General features: G+C 48.9%; 26 protein-coding genes and 2 pseudogenes. 7 read left to right on the forward strand and 21 right to left on the reverse strand.

From position 1 onward, the window contains the following. Window positions 1-9: 9 nt before the first annotated feature. On the reverse strand, window positions 10-762 hold the full coding sequence (gene amoA / locus ACINK7_RS01780) for a bacterial ammonia monooxygenase, subunit AmoA (RefSeq protein ID WP_404359472.1): 753 nt from the start codon (window positions 760-762) through the stop codon (window positions 10-12). Between the two features lie 250 nt (window positions 763-1,012). Here amoA and ACINK7_RS01785 point away from each other — a divergent pair, with 250 nt between their 5' ends. Continuing rightward, complete coding sequence (locus tag ACINK7_RS01785; protein WP_404359474.1) at window positions 1,013-1,948, forward strand: LysR family transcriptional regulator; 936 nt, start codon at window positions 1,013-1,015, stop codon at window positions 1,946-1,948. On the opposite strand, the gene ACINK7_RS01790 is transcribed toward ACINK7_RS01785, so the two are convergent. From ACINK7_RS01790 to ACINK7_RS01805, 4 genes are all read right to left on the reverse strand, one after another. Then, window positions 1,945-3,039: an L-dopachrome tautomerase-related protein gene (locus tag ACINK7_RS01790; protein ID WP_404359475.1), complete on the reverse strand. Its 1,095-nt coding sequence runs from the start codon at window positions 3,037-3,039 to the stop codon at window positions 1,945-1,947. The genes ACINK7_RS01785 and ACINK7_RS01790 overlap by 4 nt on opposite strands. A gap of 782 nt (window positions 3,040-3,821) precedes the next feature. Beyond that, the gene (locus ACINK7_RS01795; RefSeq protein WP_404359477.1) at window positions 3,822-4,310 is read right to left on the reverse strand and encodes a DUF4411 family protein; all 489 of its coding nucleotides are present in this window, start codon (window positions 4,308-4,310) and stop codon (window positions 3,822-3,824) included. Beyond that, window positions 4,307-5,446: an ImmA/IrrE family metallo-endopeptidase gene (locus ACINK7_RS01800; protein ID WP_404359479.1), complete on the reverse strand. Its 1,140-nt coding sequence runs from the start codon at window positions 5,444-5,446 to the stop codon at window positions 4,307-4,309. Before ACINK7_RS01800 ends, ACINK7_RS01795 begins: the two co-directional genes overlap by 4 nt. Before the next feature lie 525 nt (window positions 5,447-5,971). Further along, window positions 5,972-6,769, reverse strand: a complete 798-nt coding sequence (locus ACINK7_RS01805) for an NERD domain-containing protein (RefSeq protein WP_404359481.1) — start codon at window positions 6,767-6,769, stop codon at window positions 5,972-5,974. Window positions 6,770-7,444: 675 nt separating this feature from the next. On the opposite strand from ACINK7_RS01805, the gene ACINK7_RS01810 reads away from it, so the two are divergent. Continuing rightward, a complete protein-coding gene (locus ACINK7_RS01810; protein WP_404359483.1) occupies window positions 7,445-7,993 on the forward strand; it encodes an HD domain-containing protein in 549 nt (182 codons plus the stop codon). An 18-nt stretch (window positions 7,994-8,011) separates the two neighbouring features. Here the strand turns inward: ACINK7_RS01810 and sseA are convergent, their stop codons facing one another. From sseA to ACINK7_RS01845, 7 genes are all read right to left on the reverse strand, one after another. Then, window positions 8,012-8,857, reverse strand: coding sequence for a 3-mercaptopyruvate sulfurtransferase (gene sseA, locus ACINK7_RS01815; protein WP_404359486.1), 846 nt, complete (start codon window positions 8,855-8,857; stop codon window positions 8,012-8,014). A gap of 283 nt (window positions 8,858-9,140) precedes the next feature. Beyond that, the gene (locus ACINK7_RS01820; protein ID WP_404359488.1) at window positions 9,141-9,542 is read right to left on the reverse strand and encodes a thiol-disulfide oxidoreductase DCC family protein; all 402 of its coding nucleotides are present in this window, start codon (window positions 9,540-9,542) and stop codon (window positions 9,141-9,143) included. 8 nt (window positions 9,543-9,550) lie between these two features. Beyond that, window positions 9,551-10,291: a rubredoxin-like domain-containing protein gene (locus tag ACINK7_RS01825; RefSeq protein WP_404359490.1), complete on the reverse strand. Its 741-nt coding sequence runs from the start codon at window positions 10,289-10,291 to the stop codon at window positions 9,551-9,553. A gap of 146 nt (window positions 10,292-10,437) precedes the next feature. Further along, complete coding sequence (locus tag ACINK7_RS01830) at window positions 10,438-10,872, reverse strand: heme-binding protein (RefSeq protein ID WP_404359492.1); 435 nt, start codon at window positions 10,870-10,872, stop codon at window positions 10,438-10,440. A gap of 41 nt (window positions 10,873-10,913) precedes the next feature. Further along, window positions 10,914-12,317, reverse strand: coding sequence for a class II fumarate hydratase (fumC, locus tag ACINK7_RS01835; protein WP_404359494.1), 1,404 nt, complete (start codon window positions 12,315-12,317; stop codon window positions 10,914-10,916). Window positions 12,318-12,353: 36 nt separating this feature from the next. Continuing rightward, window positions 12,354-12,797: a bacterioferritin gene (locus tag ACINK7_RS01840; RefSeq protein ID WP_404359496.1), complete on the reverse strand. Its 444-nt coding sequence runs from the start codon at window positions 12,795-12,797 to the stop codon at window positions 12,354-12,356. Between the two features lie 211 nt (window positions 12,798-13,008). Beyond that, on the reverse strand, window positions 13,009-13,905 hold the full coding sequence (locus ACINK7_RS01845) for a DNA/RNA non-specific endonuclease (protein ID WP_404359498.1): 897 nt from the start codon (window positions 13,903-13,905) through the stop codon (window positions 13,009-13,011). Between the two features lie 567 nt (window positions 13,906-14,472). Between ACINK7_RS01845 and ACINK7_RS01850 the strand changes: the two genes are divergently transcribed. From ACINK7_RS01850 to ACINK7_RS01860, 3 genes are all read left to right on the forward strand, one after another. Further along, window positions 14,473-16,122 carry an alpha/beta hydrolase gene (locus ACINK7_RS01850; protein ID WP_404359500.1) on the forward strand — a complete coding sequence of 550 codons (1,650 nt, stop codon included), beginning with the start codon at window positions 14,473-14,475 and terminating at the stop codon, window positions 16,120-16,122. A gap of 768 nt (window positions 16,123-16,890) precedes the next feature. Continuing rightward, a complete protein-coding gene (locus ACINK7_RS01855) occupies window positions 16,891-17,571 on the forward strand; it encodes an SDR family NAD(P)-dependent oxidoreductase (RefSeq protein WP_404359502.1) in 681 nt (226 codons plus the stop codon). 72 nt (window positions 17,572-17,643) lie between these two features. Beyond that, the gene (locus ACINK7_RS01860; protein WP_404359504.1) at window positions 17,644-18,906 is read left to right on the forward strand and encodes an NAD(P)/FAD-dependent oxidoreductase; all 1,263 of its coding nucleotides are present in this window, start codon (window positions 17,644-17,646) and stop codon (window positions 18,904-18,906) included. A gap of 148 nt (window positions 18,907-19,054) precedes the next feature. Here the strand turns inward: ACINK7_RS01860 and ACINK7_RS01865 are convergent, their stop codons facing one another. Further along, entirely contained in the window at window positions 19,055-19,423 is a 369-nt protein-coding gene (locus tag ACINK7_RS01865) for a glyoxalase superfamily protein (protein ID WP_404359506.1), read from the reverse strand. 194 nt (window positions 19,424-19,617) lie between these two features. On the opposite strand from ACINK7_RS01865, the pseudogene tnpA reads away from it, so the two are divergent. Next, window positions 19,618-19,746: pseudogene (gene tnpA, locus ACINK7_RS01870) on the forward strand (IS66 family insertion sequence element accessory protein TnpA); the annotation flags it as partial. Between the two features lie 12 nt (window positions 19,747-19,758). Further along, entirely contained in the window at window positions 19,759-20,076 is a 318-nt protein-coding gene (tnpB, locus tag ACINK7_RS01875; protein WP_404361401.1) for an IS66 family insertion sequence element accessory protein TnpB, read from the forward strand. Here tnpB and ACINK7_RS01880 read toward each other — a convergent pair. From ACINK7_RS01880 to ACINK7_RS01915, 8 genes and pseudogenes are all read right to left on the reverse strand, one after another. Next, a pseudogene (locus ACINK7_RS01880) lies at window positions 20,073-20,749 on the reverse strand (5'-nucleotidase). The gene tnpB and the pseudogene ACINK7_RS01880 overlap by 4 nt on opposite strands. Window positions 20,750-20,781: 32 nt before the next feature. Then, window positions 20,782-21,132 carry a hypothetical protein gene (locus ACINK7_RS01885; RefSeq protein WP_404359508.1) on the reverse strand — a complete coding sequence of 117 codons (351 nt, stop codon included), beginning with the start codon at window positions 21,130-21,132 and terminating at the stop codon, window positions 20,782-20,784. Window positions 21,133-21,644: 512 nt separating this feature from the next. Continuing rightward, entirely contained in the window at window positions 21,645-22,154 is a 510-nt protein-coding gene (locus ACINK7_RS01890; RefSeq protein ID WP_404359510.1) for a GNAT family N-acetyltransferase, read from the reverse strand. Further along, window positions 22,151-22,423: a DUF1778 domain-containing protein gene (locus ACINK7_RS01895; RefSeq protein WP_404359512.1), complete on the reverse strand. Its 273-nt coding sequence runs from the start codon at window positions 22,421-22,423 to the stop codon at window positions 22,151-22,153. Before ACINK7_RS01895 ends, ACINK7_RS01890 begins: the two co-directional genes overlap by 4 nt. Window positions 22,424-22,698: 275 nt before the next feature. After that, on the reverse strand, window positions 22,699-23,220 hold the full coding sequence (locus ACINK7_RS01900) for a hypothetical protein (RefSeq protein WP_404359514.1): 522 nt from the start codon (window positions 23,218-23,220) through the stop codon (window positions 22,699-22,701). Window positions 23,221-24,160: 940 nt separating this feature from the next. Next, entirely contained in the window at window positions 24,161-24,862 is a 702-nt protein-coding gene (locus ACINK7_RS01905; protein ID WP_404359516.1) for a urate hydroxylase PuuD, read from the reverse strand. 372 nt (window positions 24,863-25,234) lie between these two features. Further along, window positions 25,235-26,098 (reverse strand): RnfABCDGE type electron transport complex subunit B, encoded by an 864-nt coding sequence (locus ACINK7_RS01910; RefSeq protein ID WP_404359518.1) that lies wholly within the window; start codon window positions 26,096-26,098, stop codon window positions 25,235-25,237. 22 nt (window positions 26,099-26,120) lie between these two features. After that, window positions 26,121-26,978: a ferredoxin-NADP reductase gene (locus ACINK7_RS01915; protein ID WP_404359519.1), complete on the reverse strand. Its 858-nt coding sequence runs from the start codon at window positions 26,976-26,978 to the stop codon at window positions 26,121-26,123. Window positions 26,979-26,990: the final 12 nt, after the last annotated feature.

The following is a 26,990-nucleotide window of genomic DNA, read 5'->3' on the forward strand; positions in this document are numbered from 1 at the left end:
GGCTGCTCCTTAAATTTTGGTCAGGTAACGGGTACTGGCAAACCACTTGCCGATATGCCACCACAGCGGATACATCAGTGAACACAGCAGCGCCGAACAGAATGCAGACAGCGGCGTCGCATACTGACCATAGGTTCGTAAAGTGCCGCGCTCGATGATGCGCAGGTATTCCGGCATGCCGGTACGGATATATTGGAAACCGAACAAATCGGCAATCGTGAGCTGACTATTGGCTACTTCGACCGGTTGATGGAACATGCCGAAGATCGGCCAGTTGGTGGGGTAAAACAACAGCGCAAAGGCCGATCCACCAAAGATGGAAGTGATGGTCAAACTATTGGTTAACATCAACAGCGCGTCGAGCACTAATGCACCGGGCACCATGGTCGCCGGCAATACCATGTTGATGGGGAAATAGTTCCAGTAGTGATAGGCAAATACGCGGGTGACCCAGGTGCCGATCAATAATGCCGCGACACATAAGGTAGCGCCGAAAGGCAGACGAAACTTACTCCACAACACGGCTTGAACGGCGGCTGGAAAGGTAATACCCATAAGCGGCGTCACCAACGGCCACCATTGCCTATCCTTCCAATCGACCCAGAAGTCCCAGTCGCCGACGGTCAGGGCAAAATGCAAGTGAAACGAACCTATGAATAAAAATAGGGCCAAAACCAGGATCAGATAATCGTAGGCCCTGGCCAACCGGGCTTTCTCGCCTCGGTAGGGTTTAAACGTTGAAATTGGAATTTGTGCGGACATGGTAGACTCTCCCATGATGTCTTGTAGTGAGCGACAGGCGTCGCATGATGATTTGGGCGCGTCGTCAACCTGGGGCAAACCCTTGGGGAATTCAAACCTTAATGGCTGGACGACGCGCTCGGGATATAAGGTAGGGGAAAAGCGCCCGATTGTTAAATGTATAAGGTTCATCCCACTATCAAGACTGTTCATGTCGGAAATTCAGGATTTTGGTTACTATAAAGTCTGTTTTTTTCGGTAAGGATTCGTTATGTTCAGTCTCCGCAACTTCGATCTGAACCTATTGTTGGCTTTCGATGTATTGATGCAGGAACGCAATGTCACCCGTGCTGCCGAACGCATGTTCATCACGCAGTCGGCTATGAGTCATACCCTGCATCGTTTACGCCAGCAACTGGACGATCCGCTGCTGATCAAAACCCCAAGCGGCATGCAGCCAACCGATCGGGCATTGGCTTTAGTGACTCCGGTGCGTAGCCTGCTGCTGGAAATGGAAAGACTACTGGAACCGCCGCAAGCCTTCGATCCGGCAACCAGCCAGCGGCGCTTTACGATTGCCGCCACCGATTACATGGAATTCTTACTGCTACCTGATTTATCTCGTTTGATCGAGCAAGTCGCTCCCGGCATCGACATCCATGTCAAGCGCACCGAACCGGCATTTCCGTTGACGCAATTGGAAAATGGCAGTTTGGATGTGGTGTTAGGTTTCTCTTCGGTATTGGAGCCGCCAGCCCAATTAAATTGCGAGCATTTGTTTGTCGATCTCATGGCCTGCGTGGTCCGTGAAGACCATCCTAGCATCCGTCATGCGCCTTCATTGGCGGAATATTTGGCGGCAGCCCACATGCTGATTTCTCGTACCGGCAGTCAGGTTGGGGTGATCGATGAGAAACTAGCCGAGTTGGGGCTGGAACGACGCATCAATTTGATCGTGCCGCATTTTTTATCGGCGCCGTTGATCGTGGCGGAAACCGATATGATTTTGTCCTTACCCTATCGCTTGGCTGCGCAATTTCGGAAACTGGTGGCACTGAAGATCTTGCCGGTGCCACTCGACCTGCCGAGCTACGATTTGGCGATGATTTGGCATCCGTTGCGGGAAAAGGACCCGGCCCATTGCTGGCTGCGCGAGCAGATCAAGGCAATAGGCCGCAGCATTGATGCCACAGCCATTGAACTTTAGCGGCCCGGCATCCCTGCCGCCAAGGCTTTAACTTGCAACAGAAAGTAAGGCGGCTTGGACTGCGCATCGCCGCCATTGAGTGTTGCCGAACGATGCAGGCGATTGACCACGGCATACAGTCCGTCAGGGCCGAAGCTAAAGGAATCAACCCAAGACAGCCTCGGACATTGCGCCAGTTGCCGGTATTTGCGATCCGTACCGATCACTCCGATGGCATTGTTGGCCAGATCGCCCAGATAGATATTGTTATTTTTATCGATGCTGATACCGTCCGAGATCGGTTTATCGCTATAGCGTTCCACCCTGCTGGCGAGTTGTTGAGCCGTTAACGACTCGTTGACCAAATCGGCGGCTTTAACCCGATATAGACTCAAGCCATGCATCGGTCCGAAGTAAACCCATTCATTAGCCAAATCCTCAGTGATGGGATTGACGCCGATATGCGGCCTGGCCAATTCGCCGGATGCTGTTTTAACCTGAATGGGCACGTTGTCGATGATCAGGTCGACGTTTTCCGGTAGCACGCTGGCATGCCCTTCCAACACTCTTCGCGCGGCGCCGGTATATAAATTGACCACAATCAATGCCGCATTGCCACCCCCTGCCGGATCACTGATGAAGGCATGATTATGCACGTCATCCAGCGCAAAATCGTTGACGAAGGCATCCTTGGGCGCAACCGGCGTTGGCAGGTAAATCAGCCGGTGTAACTTATCGGTCTTGGTATTCCAGCCGACCAGTTTGGGCGTCACGCCGCTACGCATGCCGTTATCCAGCATCCACACCGTGCCGTTGGCGTCCGAGCGTATGCCCAGCACCGAGTCGAGCTTCAACGGTGCCGTCGAATCGGCCGCCGACCATTCGCGATTGGGAAACGGGATTAATTTGTGATCTTTGTATTCGACGACGGCGTATTGCGGTTGATAAAACTGATGCTGGCTCATCACAATCCGGCCATTGGCGGTCGCTGTGACATTGCCCGGCCCGGTATCCAATTCGGCCAATACATCAATGTGTGAGTTGCTATCCGCAAAGGCTTTCGAACTCGCCAACAGCATAATAGCGATACTTAGTTTTTTAAGCGTTTTCATAGTCGTCCCCAAAAGTTTATTGACTGGAGACACCATACTGAAAGCCTGGGGCGGCGTGAAATGAAGTTTATTAATGGCGCCATTGACAGAATTGATGAAATACCTCGAGCTCGGATATCAATAAGGAAACCGGTTTACTTTTGCAAACTGCATGGCATCATGGTGCCATCGTCGCCCGTAGATTGTTAAGCAAGCCATAGGACTAACGGACTACATTCATACATCACTGTATCCGTGAAACCGAGATGTGACAACATCATGGTTTTATAGACACGGCAAATCTGAATTAGGGATGCGAAAGGTGTAAGTCCGCTAAATTCCACAAAGAAGACACTTATTGATGTGTTTTTTGGACAATGACAGTCCGTTCATGGCCGGGTCGAGCCAAAGAGACAGCAAGGTTGCTTACCATAAAGCTGTCATTCGCTGAACTTAGGTATCGAAAATTTCGCCGGCTTGCTCAACGGCTGCTAATGGCCGACTGCCGGAGACCACGAAAGGCTGCTTCGTAGAAGCGAAACCAAAAAAATGATACTTGGGCATGCGTCCGCTTTGGAGAAAGGTGTATGGCGGCTTAGGGTCGGTTGAACTCAGTGACGACTGGCCGCTTTCAGGTGTCGAAATTTCATTGACCGCTTTCCGGCATGAATCTGAAAAGAAGACGGTCGCCTGGCGACCCGTTGCGGCCTATCGCCCAATCTGATCCAATGACAGCAATTTGATTAATACCAGCCAAGATCAGGTGCGCTTCAAACAGGCTAACAATCCAATATTGCGTCAGTTTACTCCAACACAAATCGTGCGTTCAACTCCCTCAGAAATTGGAAGGTGTTTAGACAAGGCACGTCGAATTGCAGACAAATATTGGGAACTTTCACTTTTTTGGTATTTGGTAGCAGCAAGGATTCGTGGGTTACCACAGTCGCTCCCAGGGTTTTAGCTTTGGCGATAATCCATGGATCGGCTTTGGCTAAGAAGTTGTCGCGGTTACCGGCATTGTAGTCACCAGCGACGACACTTTGCACAATTTCACTAAACACCGCTTGGGTTTCGGTATCGTCATTGTCTATAAAATGTTCTGGACGGGCTTTGGCCCATTCGGCAAGTTCGTCGTTACCGTCCTTGAGTTCGTTGCCTATCATCTGAATACTGGCAACTAGTCCCAATTGAAATTGCCAGTCCAGCCAATCCCAATAGGCGGGACAGATGTCCATACCGTAATAGAAATTCTTGGCTTGGATGTAGGTATTGGAATCCAGCAGATATCTCAAATGCCCAACTCCTTGGCAAAAGTGGTGATTTTGTCGGGTTTAATTCCACCCAGTAACTGACTGGCCTCGCGGAGTAATAATTGGCCACTCAGTGCTTCGCTGACAACTGCACGGGAAAATCGCTGACTGATTTGGGCTTTTTTGGTGCGGTAATAGCTGGGACCGCCACTGTCTTCGCGGGACCGATAGGAGGCTTGTTGGTTACTAATGTAGCGCTGGTATTCGTCCAGCGTTATTAAATTCAGCGTTAGTGCGCGACGCGCTAACGCCCAGGTGCTGACGTGAAAATGCGCTTCCAAAACAGGCAAATTGGCCTGCCAATTTTCAACGTCTTGCCTCCACATAGCTTGAAATTCAGTAGCTGGTACTAAAAATTCGGCAGCGACAGCATTACAAAGTATTTCTTCTTCACGGTGCGTCTGAGTACTGGCATCGGAAATACCGGACTGGCCAATCCAGATATGACAGAGTTCGTGGATCAAGGTGAACAACCGTGCCCCCAAAGCGTCGGCATGGTTCACGAATATGATAGGTGCATAATTGTCAGCAAGTGCAAATCCTCGAAATTCATCGACTCGCAACGGTCGAGTGTAATGACCCACATCGCTTTGCCGCATCACCAAAATACCGATAGACTCAATGCGGTTGACCAGATCACGGTAATAGTCTTCCCAACTGCCGCGTTGAGGATGGTTGCCGACGCCGAGTGCATTACGCATGTCTTGAACAATGGCGTTCACACCGTCATTAACAGAAAAGCGACCAACAATAGCATTTGGACCAACGAGCTGTTGCTGCAAATAGTCTTTGTACCATTCTTGGCGTTGTTGCATTAGTTTGATCAAATCGAGTAATTCTAAGCTGAGTTTGCGATTGGCTTGGCCTTCTACGGTTCGTAAGTCAGGAATGGGTAATTCTTCAACCGGCGGCTGAACTAGGAACAAATAGCCGAACGGGATATGCGCTTTTTCGGCGTAAGTCAGAGCCTGCTTAAAGGTCAAAGGCCGACGGCCAGATTCCCATTCGCTGAGCTTATCTACGCTGACACCGCATTTCCGAGCAAAATCAGACACGTCGATGCCTGTGCGCTCGCGCGCCCAAGTCAGCATAGTCGTATTGATGTTGGCGGTGGTCATAAGCCTATTTTTTATTTAAAGTTATGGAATAAAAAACATTTCTAATAAATTATCAACGCAGTGCACTGCATTCCATTTTTGAACAGATGGCAAACGTCGACACTAAAAGGTCGGTAAGCCAGATTATCCACAATATTTTAATCCATGTGTATAAATATCAGTCGGTTTGTTATTTTTTTATAGTGAGCTTGTCAGGGCTGTGCTTGTTTCACTGATACGCATTTAGCTTTTGCTCGAACGTTATAGGTTTCGAACCAGACATACAGAAAGCAAGTCCAACAGTCCGGTATTGGCCGTTGTGATCCGGTCATAATGTCGATTTTCTTGCCGAATACCTGACATTCGGCTGAGTCACTGGATACCTGGATTATTGAAATTGGATTGTGAGCTCGAAGGTCGGTTTATGGCCGATTGGATGAGGTCGCCAACGGCTGCTTTGTAATCCGCCAGTTTTCAGAATCTAGCTTTGTCCGACTGGCCGCTTTGGAGAAACACGAGTGGCAAAAACGGGTCGACAGCCGATATTTATGTTATTTGCCTAATCGTCCTGCACTGCGGAAACCCGCTGCAACCCCAAAACTGCTTGCCCTGATTATTGCCGTTTCGGGCCGTTCTCAGCACCATCGGCTTGCTGCATTTAGGGCATGAGTTGTCATCAACCGGGCGCTGTTTTTCCTCGACGATCGTTTTAACGTGCCTCACATGCTCCCGGTGCGTTTTGATCGTTGGCTTTAACCGGCCGGATTCAATCTTGGCGCAAATATCCAAAACTTTACTATCGCTTAGGATAGTCTGCGTTTTGCTTTTGATGAACCGGATATAATCGCCGGCGTAAACCACATTGTCCGGCATCGGCGTTTTGAATGTGCTGTCGCCGACAAAGACAACCAGCGAAAACACTTTTCCAGAATCGAGTTCCAGAGCCGATTGCAGCTTCTGGGTGTGTTTGTAATTCTGATGCAAAGGATTCTGGAATTTACTGTTATGCCGGTAAATCTTTTGGGTCCAGAATTTTTGCTCAGGACTCCCGAATATCCAGCCTTTCATGTTCTTGGTTTCGATGACGAACACGCCATGCCGGGATACGATGATATGATCGATCTGCGTGGTGCCGTCTTCGGTCGGCAGCGTTACGTTTTTGAACAGCCGGTAGACATTTTTGTCGAGAAAGAATTTGGCCGCCAGATTGACCTGGAATTCACCTAAAACACCTTTCATGAATGGCGATTTCAGGAAGGCAAGAAGGAAGAGCAGAGGAATCAGCCACCAATAAGCGCTTATTAATGAGGCAAAAGCTTGTATCATAATTTGAGTTACATCCATATCGGGATAATCCACCAAAAAGGGCAGTTATTTCTCTGCCTTAGCCAATAAAACGTAATCGCTAAAATTCTGTAGTTCCTTGACGCGATTGCCGACAAACTTCGCTCGTTTTTCCATCAGTTTACGAGATTTGCTGCTCGAAACATAAGAATGATTAGTTTCGGCCCAAACCGCTTTAATCCCAGTTCAAAGTCAACATGGAAACCATTGAAATCGGCTAACACAATGAATGGGTCATGATCCTCAGAGAACACGTCCCGGATAATTACTGTGAAAGTTCGTAGATTTGGACTCTTTATCTAATTTTTTCGATAAACGAAGCTCGGCAGAGAAAATGCCGGCTCCGAAGAGGGGCGGTTGCTCGACCGACAGGCGACGGCGGCAGGGACAGCCGCCGTCGAGCCTACATGGACGTATTCACGGCGTCCTGTCGGGCGAGTGGCCGCACCCTCCACCACCAAGAACTTTCATTTGCCGGGGCGATGGCCAGGCCTTCATGACCGGTATAGTATGGTTATCACATGGGTGACTGCGTAGAAGGCCACCCTATCGACATTTTATTGTCGACAACATCGGCGTAGTTTTTAGAGCCCGACACCCAAATTTCATTCGAAAGAGTTCCGGAGTCCGCTATTCTTAGGCTCGACACAAGCGAAATCGCGATCAGGAGTGATTATGAAAACACAAGACAAGCCCTTGGCAGAATTCATCAAGGCCGTGGCCTTTGCCGCCGACAAGCACCGACATCAACGGCGCAAGGATGCGGGGGCCTCGCCTTATATCAATCATCCGATTGAACTGGCCAATGTGCTGTGTCACGAGGGCGGCGTCGAACGGATCGTCGTTTTATGCGCGGCAGTCCTGCACGACACGATTGAGGACACACAAACCACCGCAGCCGAACTCGAAGCCGTGTTCGGTCCACAGGTCGCCTCGGTAGTCTTGGAGGTCACGGACGATAAAACGCTGAACAAAACGGTGCGTAAACAACTTCAGATTGACCATACGCCGGAGCTGTCCGAAGCAGCCAAATTGGTGAAGTTGGCCGACAAGATTTGTAATCTGCGCGATATTCTGACGGCGCCGCCCGCAGGTTGGACGCGCGAACGCAAACGGGAGTATTTCGACTGGGCCAACGATGTGATCGACGGTTTGCGCGGTATTCATCCTCAGTTGGAAGCCATTTTCGATGCGTTATATGTCCGTCAAAATGAACTCGAATAAGGACGCCCGGCACTGCCGTTAAGATAAGGTTTGCCGCGGCAAATCCGCTTGCCTGCCCCATTGCGCCCATGAACCGTCGAACATCGGGATATCCGTCAGACCGATCCGATACAGCGCCAACAGTAGCAGTGCCGCCGAAACACCCGAGCCGCAACTGGTGACGATGGGCTTGGTTAAATCCACTCCGGCGTCGAAAAAGATCCGCCGCAACCGCTCGTCCGGCAATAGCGTGAAGTCATCCGGTGCAAATAACCTTCTATAAGGAATAGTGAGGCTGCCCGGAATATGACCCGGCAGAAGACCGGCATCGTGTAGCGGCCGCCGACCGTTGAAACTGTCCTCGGAGCGGGCATCCAGAATTTGTTTGCTGCCTCGTTGTTGGATAAGCTTCATTTGATCTAAATCCGCAAACAGTTCGGGACGAAACACCGCGTCGAAGCGTTTTGGCGACGGCCGGCTGAAGTCCGACGTAACCGGAAACCGAAGCTGTTGCCACCGGGTCAGGCCGCCGTTCAAGACACTGACCTTATCGTGCCCGAACACTCGAAACATCCACCAGGCCCGGGCGGACGCAAAAAAATGATTGTTGTCGTAAACGATCACCCACGTATCATTGCCGATTCCCAATTGCCCCGCTTGTTCGGCAAACTGAACGGCATCGGGCAGCGTATGGGGCAGGGGACAGGTCGAATCGGCGATGTTATCGATGTCGAAAAATTGCGCGCCTGGGATATGCGCAACATCGAATTCCTTTGGGGCATTGCGTTGCTGACGGGGCAAAAAGTAGGTGGCATCCAGGATGATTCGATCGGAAACATCCGGATTCTGTTGTAACCATTCGCAACTGATCAATGCATCGTTCATAGTGAGACCAGGGATTGCCGGAAGTGAGTCGGGCTGATTGTAACCTATCGGCGTTTGGCTGGGAAAACATCTGAAAACCGATTCCGTCAGAATCGAATTGACAGTGTCGGCGTTCGCCGCGCAAAAGGTAAAAAGGCCGAAAAGCGCATCGGTCGCGATCGATGCGGTACACGTTGTTTACATCATCCTACGCGCTGGTATTATCTATTGGCCGCCGATGCATGCCATGTTCGGCGTCGCCCCGATCGGTTGGCAAGAGTGGGGGTTGATCGATCTATCGAAGCTAAAGCAAGCCTCTTTTTTGCAATCGGCGATTGACTTGCCGATGATACAGATTGGCAAGAAATGGCCGAATCAGCGGCAAGCTAATCAGCCAGGCCACAGGCTTCAACAGCGGAACCTTCTTCATCAATAGAATGTAGGCATCGAGTTCCGAAACGACCCGACCGTTTGCATCGCTGACATGTAATTCCATTAAAGCTTTTTCCGGGTCGATGCCCAATTCCTGTAAACGTTTTTCTTGTCCGGTGATATCGAACCAATAAACGTTGTTTGCATGGCGTCCTGCTAGCTTTTCATAATTGCGGCGGTCGCGGATGCATTTCGGACAAGCGCCGTCGTAATAGACGACCAGTTTCGTCGGTCGATGGCCGATTTCTTTGCTTGGTTCGTAATTCTCAGGCATTGCCGGCCTCATTCGGTCCGTTTCGATATCAAAGACTCGAATCGCGCCAGCCAGTCTGAGAAGTTTGCGACATAGTTATAGCCGCAGACGGTTTCTAAATGTCTGGCTTTGACGACTTCATGAATGCGCTGGGCTCGTGTCCGGGTTTCCAGCTCTGGCCCGAACGGATTGAAACGCATTCCCGACTCGGTCAAAAACACATAGTCGCAGACGAACAGCACGTCCCGGTAAATGTAGAGGGTAAATCCGGGCGTGTGCCCGCCAATGTGGAAGGCTTCAATACCATAGGCGAAATAGTCGCCGGTAAAGCGCTTGTCGACATCGAACGAGGACGACAACGTATGCTGTGCATCCAAGTCGTGCAAGCGTACTTCGGCCCTCCAGAGCTTTCGGTATTGATTCGATGCGCCCATGAAATGATGATGGGTGAACAAGATGGCTTGCATCGGCGTCAAGTCCCGATTGAAAGCCGAAGGCGAATCGATCCAAGCCGCGCCTTGCTCGGTTTCGATTCGATAAGCGGCATGTTCCAGGCCCAATTTCGGCACCGAAAGCAATTGGCTGACATAATCGTTGACCGGGCGTGCGATCACTCGATAAGTTTTCTCGGCCTCGTCCCACGATAAAAAGCGATCATGCCGAGCACCGCAAAACGGACATATATCGGGCATCTCGCCGATCATGTTGTAACCGCATTCGAGGCAAACCCACTGCGGCGTGTCGTCGAAGAGTTTTGATTCGTTAGGCATGGAATTATTTGCCGATACTTTTTTACAATCGATGTACAGCGAAGGTCAGGGTGGGAGCAGCGCACTCATCGCGACGAAGGCGTTGCTCCCACAAGAGATTGCCGTTCATGTTTCGTGGTGATGCACAGGTTTCATGAACGTTAGTTTCAGGTCCGCCAGGGATGCGACGGTAAATCGGCGAGGCCGATCACATCGACGCCGGCTTTGGCGACCTGATGATCGTTCTCCACCGAACTGCCACTGACGCCGATCGCGCCGATCAAAACACCGTCTTCATCGACAATCGGGACGCCGCCTGGAAAGGTGATCAAGCCATCGTTGGAGTGTTCGATTCCGAAAAGCGGTCCGCCCGGTTGCGATAGCTGACCGATTTGACCGGTGTTCATGCCGAAGAAGCAGGCGGTCTTGGCTTTCTTGATGGCAATGTCGATGCTGCCGACCCAGGCGCCGTTCATTCGTGTGAACGCTTTCAAATCGGCGCCGGAATCGACCACGGCGATACACATTTGCGTGCCGATTTTGTTGGCCTCAGCGACGGCTGAAGCAATCGCTTTTTCTGCTTGTTCATGGCTTACGTGCATGGTTTTTCTCCTCGCTTGTTATCGTTATTAAACCGGATGGCTTATTTTGGCTTGATCATTCGTTCCGGCCGGACGATGGCGTCGAATTGTTCGGCACTCACCAGGCCGCCGGCAATGGCCTCTTCGCGAAGCGTCGTGCCGTTTTGCAAAGCCGTTTTGGCAATTTGGGCAGCCTTATCGTAGCCGATCAGCGGAACCAGCGCGGTGACCAGCATCAGCGATTGTTCCATCAATTCTGCTATCCGTTCGGTATTCGGTTCGATGCCCGCCACGCAATGTTCGGTAAAACTATGCGTGGCATCGCCGAGAAGGCGTATTGATTGCAGCACGTTATATATGATCACCGGCTTGAAGGTATTGAGTTCCAGCTGGCCTTGCGCGCCGGCCAGGGTTACTGTGGTGTGATTGCCGATGACCTGGGCGCAAGCCATCGTCAATGCCTCGCACTGGGTCGGATTGATTTTGCCCGGCATGATTGACGAGCCGGGCTCGTTAGCCGGCAAAATCAGTTCACCGAGTCCGGAGCGCGGACCGGAACTCAGTAGGCGAATATCGTTAGCAATTTTATTGAGGCTGACCGCGCTGCAATTCAATACGCCGGATAGTTCTACCAGTGCGTCGTGCGCGGCCATCGCTTCGAACTTGTTGGCTGCCGATGTGAAAGGATACCCGGTGAATTTGGCAACTTCATCGGCGAATAGTTCGGCAAAACCTGTGTTCGAGTTCAAGCCCGTCCCGACTGCGGTCCCGCCTTGCGCGAGAGGATACAGGCGTTTGAGACTGTCTTGTAGCCGTTCGATGCTGAGTTGTACCTGTGCCGCATAACCGGAAAACTCTTGGCCCAACGACAGCGGTGTCGCATCCTGTAGATGCGTGCGTCCAATCTTGATGATATCGGCCCATTCTTCGGATTTCTCATACAGCGTTTGCTGTAAGCCTTGCAATGATGGGATCAGCAGGAAATGGATTTGCTCGACCGCGGCGATATGCATCGCGCTGGGAAAGACATCGTTTGAAGACTGGCTGAGGTTGCAGTGATCGTTGGGATGCGCCGGTGATTTCGAGCCGAGCGCGCCGCCCAGGCGTTCGTTGACCCGATTGGCGATCACTTCGTTGGCATTCATATTGGACTGCGTGCCGGAGCCGGTTTGCCAGATCACGAGCGGAAAGTGTTCATCCAATGCGCCGTCGATGACCTCCTGTGCCGCATCGACTATCGCGCGGCCGAGCTTTTCATCGAGTCTGTTTTGGCCGATATTGCTTAAGGCCGCACAACGTTTGACGATCCCGAGCGCACGGATGAGCGGGCGGGGCAGGCGTTCGTCGCCAATCGCGAAATACTGCAACGAACGCTGCGTTTGCGCGCCCCAGTATTTATCGGCGGGGACTTCAACGGAACCCAATGCGTCGCTTTCAATCCGCCCGGGCAAACTTCCGGTTGCCATACTTACTATGCAAATACGCTAACAGTAAGCGATGGGCTATTCGGCTGGTTTATTGAGCATTTTTCGCACTTCACCCAAATGGATCTCTTCCTGGGCGATCATTCGGCGCGCATATTCTTCGAGTAGAACGCTACGGCCGTCGACCAACTCCAATAAGCGATGGTATTCGGCCAATGCCGATGCTTCATGATCCAATGATTCCCGGAGAATGGCTCCGATATCGTGACGGTGCGTTTCCAGCAACGGACCGATTCCCAAAGAGGGATGGCCGCCCAAATGGGTAATCATTTCGCCGGCTTCGTTGGCATGGAGTAACGATTCATTCGCTTGACCGCGCATCCAAGAAACGATGGGGATTCGGTTGTAGCCGACAACCATCAAGGCATAATGCGTATAACGAACCACGCCCGCCAGTTCCGCTTCCAGAATGTTATTCAGCACTTTGATCACGGCGTCATTATCGATTTCTGTGTTTGTCATGAGTATCTCCTGAAGTCAGAGTGGGTGATTCTGACTATAGCGCTTTTTTGATCGTTGAGGTAGTAAACTTTAATCCTAGACAAAGCATTTCACCATGAAGATCATGAAGGATAATAATTTAATTCAATAGCTTGCTGTGCATTTGTATAAGGCTTTCGTCTACTTCGGCGCCTAATTTTGATCTAGGATGGGTATATTTATGACCAAATTCTTAATAACGTGACGGTAAACGAGCGACCGGATTTAATTTCCAGGGTTTCGGATTGATGGCTGCTTCTAATTTATCCTCCAATGGGTCGTCCAACTCATGAAAAAAGTCCAAGCCGGTTAATTTTTCGATAGTGTCCACGGAGACGATAAAGTCGGTCAGAGGCTCATTGCCTCGCACCGTTTGCGGGACCAGGAAGGCCAACATTTTGATTCCGGATCCGGTTTCCGCAGCATAAATTTTATAAAAAGCCTCCGGTACTTCCACTTTCCAGCTGCTCTTCAATCGATTCAAAGGATTCGAAAATACGGGGCCGGTTATTACCCAGACGTGTCGATGCAATTTGGTAAAAAAGTCGACTTCAACGGCTTCCAATCGCTGCCACACTTTTTGATTTAGATTCGATCTTTGAGGGGTAATGTTGGTCATTAAAAACGTATCCATCTGCGCTTGTTTGCCATAGAGCCGGCTTATGGCATAGTTAGGCGCCATGTGGCCTCGGTCGAAACCGCTACGGGTATAGTCTTGATGGCTGATACGCGTCAGGCTTCGCCAATCGGTGCTGAATGTTTGCGGCCGTTTATGGGGCGTCGCATTGTCCTTAATCGCGGTGACTTGGTAGATTACCCAGAGCGGATTGCCACGAATGTCCGAGTATCCGACCATGAATCCATCATTGCGAAATACTCTCGACCAAGTCAGCGGTTGATACCACACTTGGCTTTGCGGAACGCCTAGAAATGCCATGTCCGGCCTAGCCAACAGCACTTCATAGCTGTATCCACCAACCAAGGGGAGTAAGGTCAGCACACTTACACGCGGATATTTTTTACCGATTCTAAAAAAAGTGACGAATGTAAAGAGTAAAAAATGCTTTTTCTTGCGTCTTCTTCTTGCCATGTCGGTTAGAGAATGATTTTCATAATCTTAAAAAGAGCAGTTGAGAGCCTCAAACTACCGTTCGCCCTGATCCTGTTCAAAGGTGAAGGGTAGTTTGAAGGGCCGGTGAAAGTGCTGTAGACCGGCCATGCTTCGACTTGGCTCAGCCGGAATGTGTCAAATAGGTTTTTGCAAAACTGTTATTAAGTTATATTTGTAAGATTATGATTATACGATAATTAATCGGGTATTTGTTGGTCGGAATAGATTAAAAGCCGATGGGCAACTAAGGCGTTCAGATTATTAGATGTTTTTTCGCTCGCAAATAGGAGTAAGAGCGCGCTCCTAAAGTTGGAGCCAAGATTGAATTGAAGGCTGAGGTGCGTGCTTTATACCCATCGTAGATCGAAATTCGGCACCGGGGGCCCGTCAAAGGACGCCGTGTATACGTCCATGTAGCCTCTTTGCCAGGCACCCCGGTGCTTTCTTAGGCACTGCCGAAATTTGAAGTGCGAAAGGTATATAATCGACCCCCGATGATGACGTATTTTTTCGACATGATAACTTTTTCCGGCTCAAGATTTTACTATGCGCAAGATTGACGAATTGATTACGAAGTTGAGCTTCGGCTTTTCAATACCGGGCTTATTTCTGGCGACGCTTTTTTTCGCATTTTCTCTTACACCAAGTCTAGTGCCTCGTCCTTTTTCGTTTCAAGGGGTGATTTCCGGTTTGTCTTTTACGGTGGGATACGCGCTTGGCGTTTTCGGTCGATGGTTCTGGGATTATGTCGAATTGCCGTTGCCTGGCCTCGATGCGACCAGGATTTTTAGGATCGTTACGTCGGGGGTTTGTTCGATCGTCGCAATCGCCTTTCTTTGGCAGGCCTCGCAATGGCAAGACGATTTGCGGTCCATGATGGGCATGGAGCCCGAAGGCGCGATGCCTTCTTATGGCATTGCCTTGATGACCGCGCTCGTTTTCGGCGCTTTGATACAGTTTGCTCGATTGTTTCGGCGTACGTTTCAATTTTTGTCTCTAAGGCTGGCGCGATACATATCCGATCATGTCGCGCATGCGATAAGTATATTGGCCGCGGGGATATTGTTTTGGTCGGTTATCGATGGTGTAGTGGTTTCTTTGTTCTTACGTGCGACGAATAATTCTTATCAACAATTGGATGCCTTGATTCAAGATGATTTGGAACGTCCCGACGATCCAATGAAGACCGGTAGCGAAGCTTCCTTGATTGCTTGGTCGGACTTGGGGAGGCAAGGTCGTATATTTATGTCGTCAGGCCCTACAGAGAAGGCGTTGAACGATTTTTTCGGTGAGCCGGTGCTTGAGCCCGTGCGCATCTATGTCGGGCTGAATGCGGCGGATACGCCGGAAGAAAGAGCCGAATTGGCTTTGCAAGAGCTAAAACGCGTCAAGGCCTTCGACCGTTCGGTTTTGTTGTTGGTGACGCCTACGGGTACCGGTTGGATAGACCCGTCCGCACTGGATACCGTCGAATATTTACATCGAGGCGACATCGCGACGGTTGCCGCGCAATATTCGTATTTGCCTAGCGCCTTGTCCTTGATAACCGAGGGGGAATACGGTGCGGAAATGGCTAGAGCGCTGTTCGAAAAAGTTTATGTCTATTGGACGAACTTGCCTCGCGATCATCGACCGAAATTGTATTTACACGGGCTGAGCTTGGGCGCGCTAAATTCCGATCGTTCTTTCGATGTGTACGACATCATTCAAGACCCATTCGACGGAGCGCTATGGAGCGGCCCGCCATTCCGTAGCGAAACCTGGCGCAAAGTGACGCAAGAAAGGAAACCCGAATCTCCGGTATGGCTACCTCGTTTTCGCGATGGCACCGTGGTTAGATTCATGAATCAATATACGGGGTTGAATGACGATAATACGCCGTGGGGGACTTTTAGAATCGCTTATCTGCAATATGCCAGCGACCCGATAACGTTTTTCGATAGCCATGCGTTCTTTCGGGAGCCGGAATGGATGCAAGCTCCCAGAGGGCCGGACGTCTCGCCGCATCTAAGATGGTATCCGGTTGTCACGATGCTGCAATTGGCGGCCGACATGGCGGTCGGGTCTACGCCGCCGGGGTTCGGTCATGTTTTTGCCGCTAAACATTACATCGATGTATGGCTGGCCTTGACCGAACCTAAAGGCTGGAGCGAAGAGCAACTAAAACGTCTGCGGGCTTTGTTCGAAGGACGATAAGGCACCGAATAATATTACAAATGTGAAGGCCTATCGATTTGTCGTTCAATGGTTCGAATTATGAATATCGCACATCAAATTTCGGCATTTTTGTACCTTCTTCCTCCGGGAGAAGGCTAGGAAGAGAGAATAAAAAACGAAATTTGATGTGCGAATACTATAAATTCGATGAACACGCTCAGGCTTTGTATTACTCCCTTTTGATCGAAAACCGTCTCAGAATAAAAGGAGTGGGATGTGTCTACCGAGGGTTCAGCCCCTAAATTATCGAAATTTGATCCAGCAACTAAATCGTTTGGAATTTAGGGGCTGGATGAACCCATCCATGGGGGGCTTGACGGCAGTTCCCTGCTGCCGAAACCCTCGCTAGCCACGCCCCATTCCTTCATAATCCCGAGGGGTACGCATGGCGCTTAATAGCTTATGAACACTAACAATTCAAAAAATATTTCAGTTTAAAAAGTGGGAGCATAGCAATAAGCTAAAAATGGTTTTTTTCGACAGCCTACATAGCATCTCTTAAAGGTCAACGAGATAGCCGAGCAGAATGGCTCCGATTTGCCATGAAGTAGATTCGCTTGCTGTGTTGCCGTCGTTCCGCCGGAAGCAGGGTAGGGTGGTAATTCGTCTACGACGATATTGCATTGCCGGTCTTCGGTAAATTGTCAATACTCGCGATTGACTAACGTCATTCGCACGGTAACCTTATCGTTATACCTTTCGTACTCCAATTGATTTTTTAGGTTGATTGACCATTGAGGACGGATCATGCGTAAAATTTTGATCATAGGTGCTAGTAGTGGTATCGGCGCAGCTCTTACCCGCTTGGCTCAGGGGCAATTCCAAACTTATTCCATCAGTCGTTCAGACGCAGAACCGGGTTTGTCGGAGCATTTTAACTGCGATGTCTTAACCGACCCCTTACCAGCTTTGGACGAGCCCTTGGCCGGCTTGGTTTATTGTCCCGGCAGTATCAACTTAAAACCCTTCGCAACGATCAAGCTCGATCAGTTTCGGCAGGATTTGGAACTCAATCTGCTGGGTGCGGTGCGCTGCTTGCAGCATTATCAGCGTAATCTTCAGGCGGCGGAGACGGCCTCGGTCGTGCTTTTTAGCACCGTAGCGGTGAATACCGGTTTTACATACCATGCCACAGTCGCAGCCACTAAAGGCGCGGTGGAAGGTTTGACCCGCTCCTTGGCTGCGGAATGGGCTCCGAAGATACGCGTCAATGCGATTGCTCCTTCATTAACTAACACCCCGTTAGCCGAACGTTTGATACGCGAAGACGCTAAAAAACAGGCTGCCGCCGCGCGCCATGCGCTGAATCGCGTCGGTGAAGCCGAGGACATCGCCCAGATGGCGTTGTTTTTATTGTCCGACAAAGCCAGTTGGATTACCGGTCAAATCATGCGTGTCGACGGTGGATTATCGTCCGTCAGGACTTAGTCGTTTGGAATTCGCCTCAGCCTTACGTTTGCAGGTTCATTGGTTCACTTTTTGGAAAAGGAGAAGGCGGTCATGATTAAAAAGTACCATACGGTTGTGATCGGCGGCGGTTGTCTGGGCGCTGCCTGTGCTTTTTCGATAAGGCGCAAGCTCGGCAACAAAGCAGGAAAGGTGGCTATTGTAGAGAAAAAAGTATTGGGGGCGGGTTTGAGTTCCCGCCATAGCGCGATTGTCCGCTCCGCCAATGCGTCGCCAATGGCGGCAAGGATGGCCAAAATAGCCACACAGTATTGGAAAAATTTGCAACCGATTTGGGGTGTCGATATCCCTTTTGAACAGTCAGGGGCTATTTGGATCGCCGAGAGTCATTCCGGAAAGGCCTCAAAAAATTGGATGGACTTAGAGCAAACAATGCAAAAAGAAAACATCGACTTTACGATGATTTCTCATCAAGATGTGACCGAACTCACTCGAAATGCGGTTAAAACCGTCCCCGAGGAGATTTACTATTACGAGCCTGACGTCCTGCAGTTGGATTCCCCGCAAATCCTGAATGCAATGCAGACCGCCGCTCAAAAAAATAACATCGACATTTTAGAGCATTGCGAGGTCTTCGATTTTGAGCAAGATACTCGACATAATATTTCCGCCTTGCACACCAGCCAAGGAAAAATCCTGGCGAAGCATGTGGTCAATGCCGCGGGCGGTTGGAGTTCGGAATTGTTTGCCGGCATCGGTTTGCGCATTCCCGTGGCATTGGAGCCCGTGTACGCGGCTAATTTTTTGGTGAGTGTCAGCGATATTCCGGAATCCATGCCGATTATCGCCGACTATGTCAATCAAGCCTATTTTAGACGCTGGCGCGGCAGTATTTTGCATATGCACCAACCGAGACGGCGCAATGTGAAAGACGTTGCCCGTTCATTCAGCCGAGCAGCAATGAATCCCGATGGTGCTAATGTCATTTACGACGCGCTGAGTTTTAATGTTAATCATCAGCAACTCGACAGCTATCTTGGCAAAATCATCAGCCGTTTTCCAAGAATCGGAAAACCCGTTTATGCCGGAGGCTATCATTCATTTTTCGATATTACGCCCGATCTAAAATTCATTCTGGGGGCTGACACTCGAGTAAGTAATCTCTATCACTGCTTGGGCGCCGGCCAAGCTTTGAAATATGCGCCGATTTTCGGCGAGATCATCGCTGAATTAGTCGTTGAAAAACGCATGCCGGCCGATTCGATAGACATTGAGGAATTTTCCATAGCACGATTCGTTGATAAAGACTTGTCTGAATATTGGCGTAGCGATTCTTTACAGCCGAGTGCTTTGTAGGCCGATAATGTAACGTCATTCGAACAGAAGTGTGGTGCTTCTGCGATAAAAAGTAACCTGACTACTCTTATATGCATAGCGATTCACATTGACTGCATAACGTTCGCTTCAGGTGCGCGGCAGAACCGCGTTACTCTGTTAGCGCTTGTTAAGTGCTGACTGAACTTGTAAATGTAAGCCGATTACCAAATGGGTCAACAATCGACATATCTTTGCTGCTCCACGGCATTTCTTGTACGCCAGGCCTAGCGTATTTATAGTTTTTACCAAGTAAAAGCTCATGATACTGCTCTAGGTTACTTACCTGAATTCGAAGAGCCGCACCAGGGCTGCAGTCTCCATGATGTTCAGATATATGAATAACGCACTTACCTTTTGAAATCTGCATATAAAGTGGTAGACCTTCCTCAAATCTATGCTCCCAATCTAAATTGAATTCTAAAAAATCCAGATAGAATTCTTTAGCTTTTATTTCATCAAAGCTTCTTAATATTGGCGTTGTATTTCCAAATTTCATTTGAACTCCAATTTGCCTAAAGGCACTTAACGCTTAGCATCACCGGATGCCAAAAGTGGTGTGGCTGTCGTTAGCAAAAGCCACGCCGCTTTTGGCAGTCCGCGTGTATGCTTTTGTTGTAAGCGTCCAGCGCCACCATCTAAAAATCACTCGCAGCCACTGTTATCCTCAGGATTTTTCCACAAGGAGAGCACATGGCATTATCGGAGAGACAGAAACATCACATCGAAGCCTGGCAAGCCAGCGAACTGACGAAATCAGCGTATTGTCGTCAGGTCGGTTTAAATTACAAAACCTTTACCCGCTGGTGCCGATTGGCTCGGGGAGTTGCTGCAATGTCTGGCTTGATTGAGAGTCCGGCGCAAATCTGGCTGGCGGTCGAGCCGGTCGACATGAGGCGGGGCATTGATGGCTTGTCGGCGATTGTCCAACAGCGCTTGGGTCATGCGCCATGCGCCGGGGCAGCGTTTATTTTTCGCAATCGCGCCGGCAATCGTTTGAAATTGTTGCTGTGGGACGGCAATGGCGTCTGGCTGTGTCAGCGGCGTCTGCATCGAGGCTCGTTTACCTGGCCCAAGGCCTCCGAAACCGTATTTGCCGTTAATCAGGCACAGTGGCAATGGCTGATTGCCGGTGTTGATTGGCAAGTCTAAAAGATCTGAAGAAAATACGTAAAAAATCGCAGAAACCCATTTAAATCAAGTGCTTTAGAGGGATTTGGGCTGGTTTTTACATTTTGGGGAATATGTTGATTATCGGTTTCGTGTTGATAAAAATCCTCAAGTTTGCCGTCCTGATAGACCGTCTCTGACTCGTCATCCGCGATGACCCCATCAAAATCCAAGGCAATGCGAAGCTCTCCGTCGCCTAGATCATCGACAACTTTCGTAGGCAAAACCGTGCCCGCTGGATAGCCATAATCGATTACCGTGACGACGTCTTCTTCGTTTGCTGACAAAAATAGCGATACGTTGAATGCAGGGATATAGGCATAAGGCGATTTCCCTTCCATGAATGCCGCTCGGGTAATATTCAAACCATAATGTCGGATTGATCTAAAAACCCGACGCCCGGTACAGCTGAATTGCGAGATAAAAGCACAATTTCAACAGGTTGTTGCTGTTGTAATTTATCATTGATACTCAGAAATCTTCGGATGAAAGGAAACGCCACTCCTTTTTCCAAAATGACATCAAGATGTTCTTCTTGATATGTTTTATAGGCCTTTGGCCCTTTTTCGCGAAAAACATTATCAGAGTCGCTAAGATCGAACAATGCACTGGAAGCTCCGGCGATGACGAACTTCCGTTCTATTGAGTATGTCATTTAATTTCCCGGTTGAACAGACCACCCATCATCTAACTTTCATCGTCTCCAATGGGGTCCCCTACCGTATCCTCGATGACTGAATGCCATTCGACCTTAAACCACTCACGGAACATTTTTAAAGTGCGCTTTTGGGGCCACAATCTATCATCCATATACCAACTTTCAAGCTCATTCTCGAATAGGATTTTATAGTTCAGTTTGATCCATTGATTTAATGCATCGGGTGTATCGGCCTCTTCCGGCCGAATCAAATAGACGGTATTGTCTTCATTGATCGACTCGATTGTCATCCCCGGATTTTTTCCTGATGGATCAGACTCATTGACCCAGTCTAAGGCTGGTTTCTTGTAGACAAGAATCACTGCTGCTCGATTAATCATTATTTTTCTTCCGCTATTAATTTATTTACTTTCGATACAACAGCGCATGGGAATCGATCAGCATTTATTTCCACGCGCTCAGCTCTTTATCCGGTAATGGCTCAAAAAAAGCGTCGCCTAATTTCCCACTCAACAATCCAGGCTTGCGCTCTCCAGCTCGTTCCTTGTCGAGTCCCAATCTGAAGTAATGAATCTAATCATAAATTTCGGCGAGTTTATATTCAGGAATGCCTTGCAGCTCCTGCATGATTTGTTGTTCTATCATAAAATCTACCTGACATTTCATCGTCGCTGACTCATTCTAGTTTAACTGTACCAGCAGAAATCAAAATGTTTCTCCAATGCTTTTGATAGAGTCAAGCCTCCCCCCTGACCCAACTTATGTTAAGTGTTATTAACATAAGCAACAGAACACAGAATCTTTGAATCATTGCAATTCAAAGGCAACACTATGCATTGATGCAAAACGACGTAAAATAATCATGCTCAAAGAAGCAGAAAAGCACGATATATTATCGACTCAAACTTTTTATGATGGTCGATATCGGCATAAACAAATTATCGAGTTGTTCCGGTAAAGCCAAAAAACCAAATTGCTGGTAATAGGCCTGTGCTTGTTTATGTTTTGCGTCGACAAAAAGCCCTGCTATCCCCATAACCTGCGAGGCATCGAGCGTTTTCTGTAACGCATCGATCAGCAGTAACTGGCCATATCCTTTTCTTTGCTGATCTTTGGCAACGGCTAATCTTGCAAGTTTGGCGGCCGGTATCTTATCCGGGTATTTTTTTGCCCATTGATGTGGTATCTGGTCGGCCAGTACCTCACAAACCACGAGGGTCATAAAAGCGATAATTTCTTCGGGCTGTTGTCGATCAACCAAAACAAACGTTTTCGACAACCCCTTATCGTTATGTTGCCGAGCAATTTTTTGTAAAAAGTAGTTGGGCAATTCGTCGCCGCAATCAAACGCATTGCGATGATGTGTCTTACTCAGTGTCTCGATCGTTAAAATCGAACTCACTTAATGCGGGCCTTATAATTTTTGACCGCATTGATTAGTTTGTCATTCGGTTCAGGCGGATTGTCTAACACATCAAAGAAAAATTCAGCATCTTGTTGACTAAGATGAATCAATTTATCTTTTTCAATGACCCGTTCCGCTTTCTCAAGCGCCGCCTGTACCAAGAACTGATTGAGGGTCGCACCAGTTAAGTCGGCAGCAGCAATCAGCGTTTCTTTGATTTGCTCGCTGACTCTGGCAGTAATGCGTTCATTGTTTGCGATGGCCATGAGAACATTTCTCTATTGGTGACAAAATGTCACCGTATATAAGTTGCAGCAGTTTGTCAATCATCATTCGAATCGTCATATAGTTCTTAGCTTTCAATAAGATTTATAGGGAAAGCTTCCCTTTCCCAATTCGGCCAACACCGATGATTGTTAAAAGTGTCTGTCGAAGGAAATTACTTCTAATGAAGAACATCCCAAATCATCCCTGATTCAATTACGCTAGCGAATTGGTCAGCTGAGAAGCCGTTTGGATACAGATTATTCGCTGGACTTTGTTAAGAAATTTCAAACATGACTTCCTCACAAATTTGCTTGAAATCGCCAGCATCAATATCACCTCCTTTGCGCCTTTGTGTTTCATCGGAAATCGCTTGATTCATATCGCGTAACAAATGACGCTCATTACGAAGTGCAATGATTATTTTTTGGAGAGAAACCTTCAGAAAGCCTTCGAAATATTCATGGTCATGTTCAATCGAGGTTTCAATAATCCAGCAATGTGTCTGAATTTTATTGCTGTCCCGGTCACCGATTAATGCCGACAACGTTGGATCGGTTGAACCCTGATGCGTTACTTTTTGTTTCTGTCGTTCTCGAAACCGTTGTTGACGGCTGGCATTATGGAAGCGTCCTGAGCGGGTGGACTGATATTTTTTCCCGGCGCGCCTGCGGGAGTCTAAACGGGCGGACGCGGCGCATCCGCGGGTGCAATAAGGCTGACCACGATCACAACTCGAGCAGATGATGACCTGTGTATGACAACGGTGACAATGATAAAGGCGGGCGGATCGGCACATCGACAAAAAGGCCGATGAGGGCTGGATTTATTCCCCAGATATGTCACACTGAGGATCGTGATTCGGCACGGTTCTGGGGTATGGCGTCTGCGTTGACCGTCAAATCTTGGTGGCGTCATACCTTCTCTCAACGACACCGCTCTTTATACCGCTGACCGTGATGCTTTGCTTGATTAGTGATGAATCGAGTTCGTAAAAAAACCCTCCATCACGATTTTTCAGCAGGCTATTTGAGGCAGGGGGAGATCGTGCGGGGATTTTACTATTCGGCAAATAACTGCGGGTTTGGGCTGGTTTTTACAACAGGAGTAATTATTCACATCCCCCTATCGTCCCACGCTACAGCGCTCGCGGTTATACACAAGTACCGGTAAAGGTGCTGAACAGAGGTTATCGAATACCTGGGAACGGTACTGTTTGAAAAATCAGTGGGTATTGAAAGTCAATGGCTTTCCCTCATGTAGCGTTAGGTGAGGGACGACGAAGGCGTCGCTCCCACAAAGGGCGGATGCTCTGTGGGAGCGATCCCCAGATCGCGATTCCGAAGCCTAGTGTGTTAAGCGACAATCAAATGGTATCGAGGCCTCATTGGTTAAGATTGCAAAAGGGTAATTCAAGACTTATGTATAACGATGAGCGATCCAGCGTGGGAATGATAATTGCCGGGGGACTGAATAGTAACATTCAGAAAGCTCTAGCTTCCCGACGATCAAGGAAATTTGAATCAGCGAGTCGAGGTTGATTGATGTTGTGCCGGTCTCTGGAAGCTGGATGGAGTTTGGTAAAGTTCGGGATGCGGGTTGGACGTTTTTAGCTTGATGCATATGGGTCTTATAACCTACCGCACGGAATTTGTAACACCGTCTTAAACGTTTCGATTGTGGCTAAAGCAAATCAAAACGTTCGGAGCGGGTTGAATAACCCGCCCCGCGCGAAGTATTTAGATTAACTCTAAAATAAGTACAAAAACCAAGGCCAAACCTAAACCGGAATGGATTACACCCTTTACACTTGCCAATGGCCCCATGAAACCGGCAGGCGGCAATTTCTGCGCAAAACCGAATCGGGAAAGCGCCTTGCGTGACGCATTGTATTGGAGACCGAGAATCGCCCCGAAAATCAAAAGGATACCGAGCGTTCCGGAATCATAATGAGGATAATGAGCGGAGGCGCCCATGAAAAATAACATCGGGACTGAAAACAATACATTCGTCCTAGAAGCCAGCCCCGCTTGCGCTGCTGCATCAGCCGCTTCAGGTATGGCCGCTTCGCCTTTCGCGGTTTTTTCGGTGGATGCGATTACTATTTTTTGATTCGGCCAAATGATTAACCAAACGTTTAAGAACATCAAAGTCCCGAGCATAGCGCCGATATAGATATCGACCGACCACCCGCTGCCGCGGATTCCCATAATGCCGAGTCCTGTTAGAAAAGTCAGCATGGCTCCCCAGCGAAACCACCATAATGCGCGCGGGACCAGCTTTTGAACGGCATCCGACTTAGCCGAAGCTTCCGCCTCTTTAAAATATTCCCCTTGCACGAAATTAAAATAGTAAAGCAACCCAATCCAGGTTATTCCGGCCAAAAAATGTCCCCATCGAAACAGCATTTCCAGACCGGGTTGTGTTGTAAAAATGTCCATTCAAATCTCCCCTCATTAATTGATTATTGTTATTTTACGCAATGACTTTTCGTCTAACCCAAGAGTTGATTCTTTATTGACAACAATGACGAAATCGTATCCTAGGGTCAGCGTTTGGATAATCGCTAAGTTTTTCCTGGCTGTCAAGGCAGAAAAAGCATTACTAATTAATAATTTACTACCTCTGTTATAAGAACCGGCTCAGAAGTAAGCTAAGACATTACGTATTAATTAAAGAAAACATCGCAGGGAGGCTGCAGGTAACATAACCTCGAAATATTTGGAGTGATAATGAGGGAGAAAAGCTTTTTTGCACACTAGAACGCCTTGGCAGGAGGGGGGCGCCTCGAAACTATTTCAAACTCAAAAAAATCAGCTTTCCCCCATTTTCAATTTCCCTTTGCGGATGATTTTTTTGGCTTCAGCGCCTTTAATAACATCTCCATTTTCCTCCAGCCAAACGATAGCGCCCGTAGGACATCGTTGGATGGGGGCTTGGGTTTGGTGCTTTTTGGAATAATCGACAACGGGTAAATTGTTGATCATCGTGATCAGGCTGGGGGCATCCATCGCGCATTTGCCGCAGGCCGTGCAGCCGACTTCGCATTCTTCCAAAACCCCATCGCCTGCTTCCAGGCTTTTACAGGCTACCCATAGTCTATGGCTGACGGGGTGTATCGAAAAAAGATCCTTCGGACAAACTTCGACACAGTCTCCGCAGGCGGTACATTTCGCTTCATCGACGACCGGCAAACCGAAGGCATTCATTGTGATGGCATCGAAATCGCAGACTTTTTCACAATCTCCGTGGCTTAAACAGCCCCAAGAACACCCTTTGCCTCCCCCTGAAACCAAGGCCTCCGCTCTGCAACTTGATATTCCTTCATATCTGGCACGATTGATCGCGACATTGTTACCTCCGGCACAAGCTAAGCGCGCGACCCTTTTCTCTTCCGAGCCGGCATCCACGCCCAAAAATTGTGCTATTTCTTTTTGTCCTTCTTCGCTGCTTACACTGCATTTGGCCGGCGGCATTTCGCCTTTGACCAAGGCTTCCGCAAATGGCCTGCAGCCGGGGTATCCGCAAGCACCGCAGTTGGCATGGGGCAGCATGCCTTCCACTACATCGATTCTTGGATCTTCGTAGACATACAGTTTTTTGTTGGCAATGATGAGCATCAGCGCCAATACCAGCGTTAATCCTCCAAGCGCAAGCAAAGCGATGAGAATGGTCATGTCTATCTATCCGATCCAGACATCAATAGATCACCTCGGCCCATTTTTTACCGGCAATCAGTTCGGCTTTTCGGTTTTCCCATTTTTCCTTGGACCCCATAATATTTATAAAGGCTTTATCGAGGTTTTCTTTCACCTTTTCATAGCCGGCGATAAAGATATAGGTGTTGGCTGAACCGAGCATTTCGAGAATCTCTTCGGCCCTTTGCTCTATCGCGTGATCCAGCAATATCGGGTCTTCCCAATGCGGCCTTGGACTGAGTGCATGAAAGGCTTCGAATGTCGCTTTGTCGTAATACTGGGTCAGGTCTCCGTCCTTGTCGTTGAGATAGAGGAGTTCGAGTCCGCTTTTCGCGCCATAAAATAAGCGGATTTTTCCGTGCCACTCTTTTTCCTGGCTGTAAATGTGCTTGATAAATGCCTTGAATGGCGCAATTCCGGTACCCATTCCAATCATGATAATGTTGGCCTGTTTATCATCGGGCACTTTAAAGGGTAATTCGAAAGGACCGGTAATCGTGATTTCATCGCCCTCACGACGGTCGCACAGGAAGTTGGAGCTCACTCCCTGATATTGCTCGCCGCTGAACTCGTCCACATAAGAACATCTTTTGACCAGCATCGTTATCAGCGACTTGCCGTTGCTTCTTTCCGGAATATCGGCAACGCTGTAAAGCCGATGATGATAAGAATTGCCGAAGTCGCTCTTGTGTTCGAGTAGAACGCCGAAGCTTTGATCTACCTGACAATCGAATTCGGGATTGTCGACCTCCAGTAATATTTCTCGAATTTCTTCCACATTGGTGGGGGTCAGCCTTTCGGTTTTTTTGACCTTGGCTTTGTATTGCTTACTTGTATCGAGTTCTGATAAATAGGACATGGCTTTATTGCC

The organism is Methylotuvimicrobium sp. KM1 (assembly GCF_044788715.1).
Taxonomy (GTDB): Bacteria; Pseudomonadota; Gammaproteobacteria; order Methylococcales; family Methylomonadaceae; genus Methylotuvimicrobium.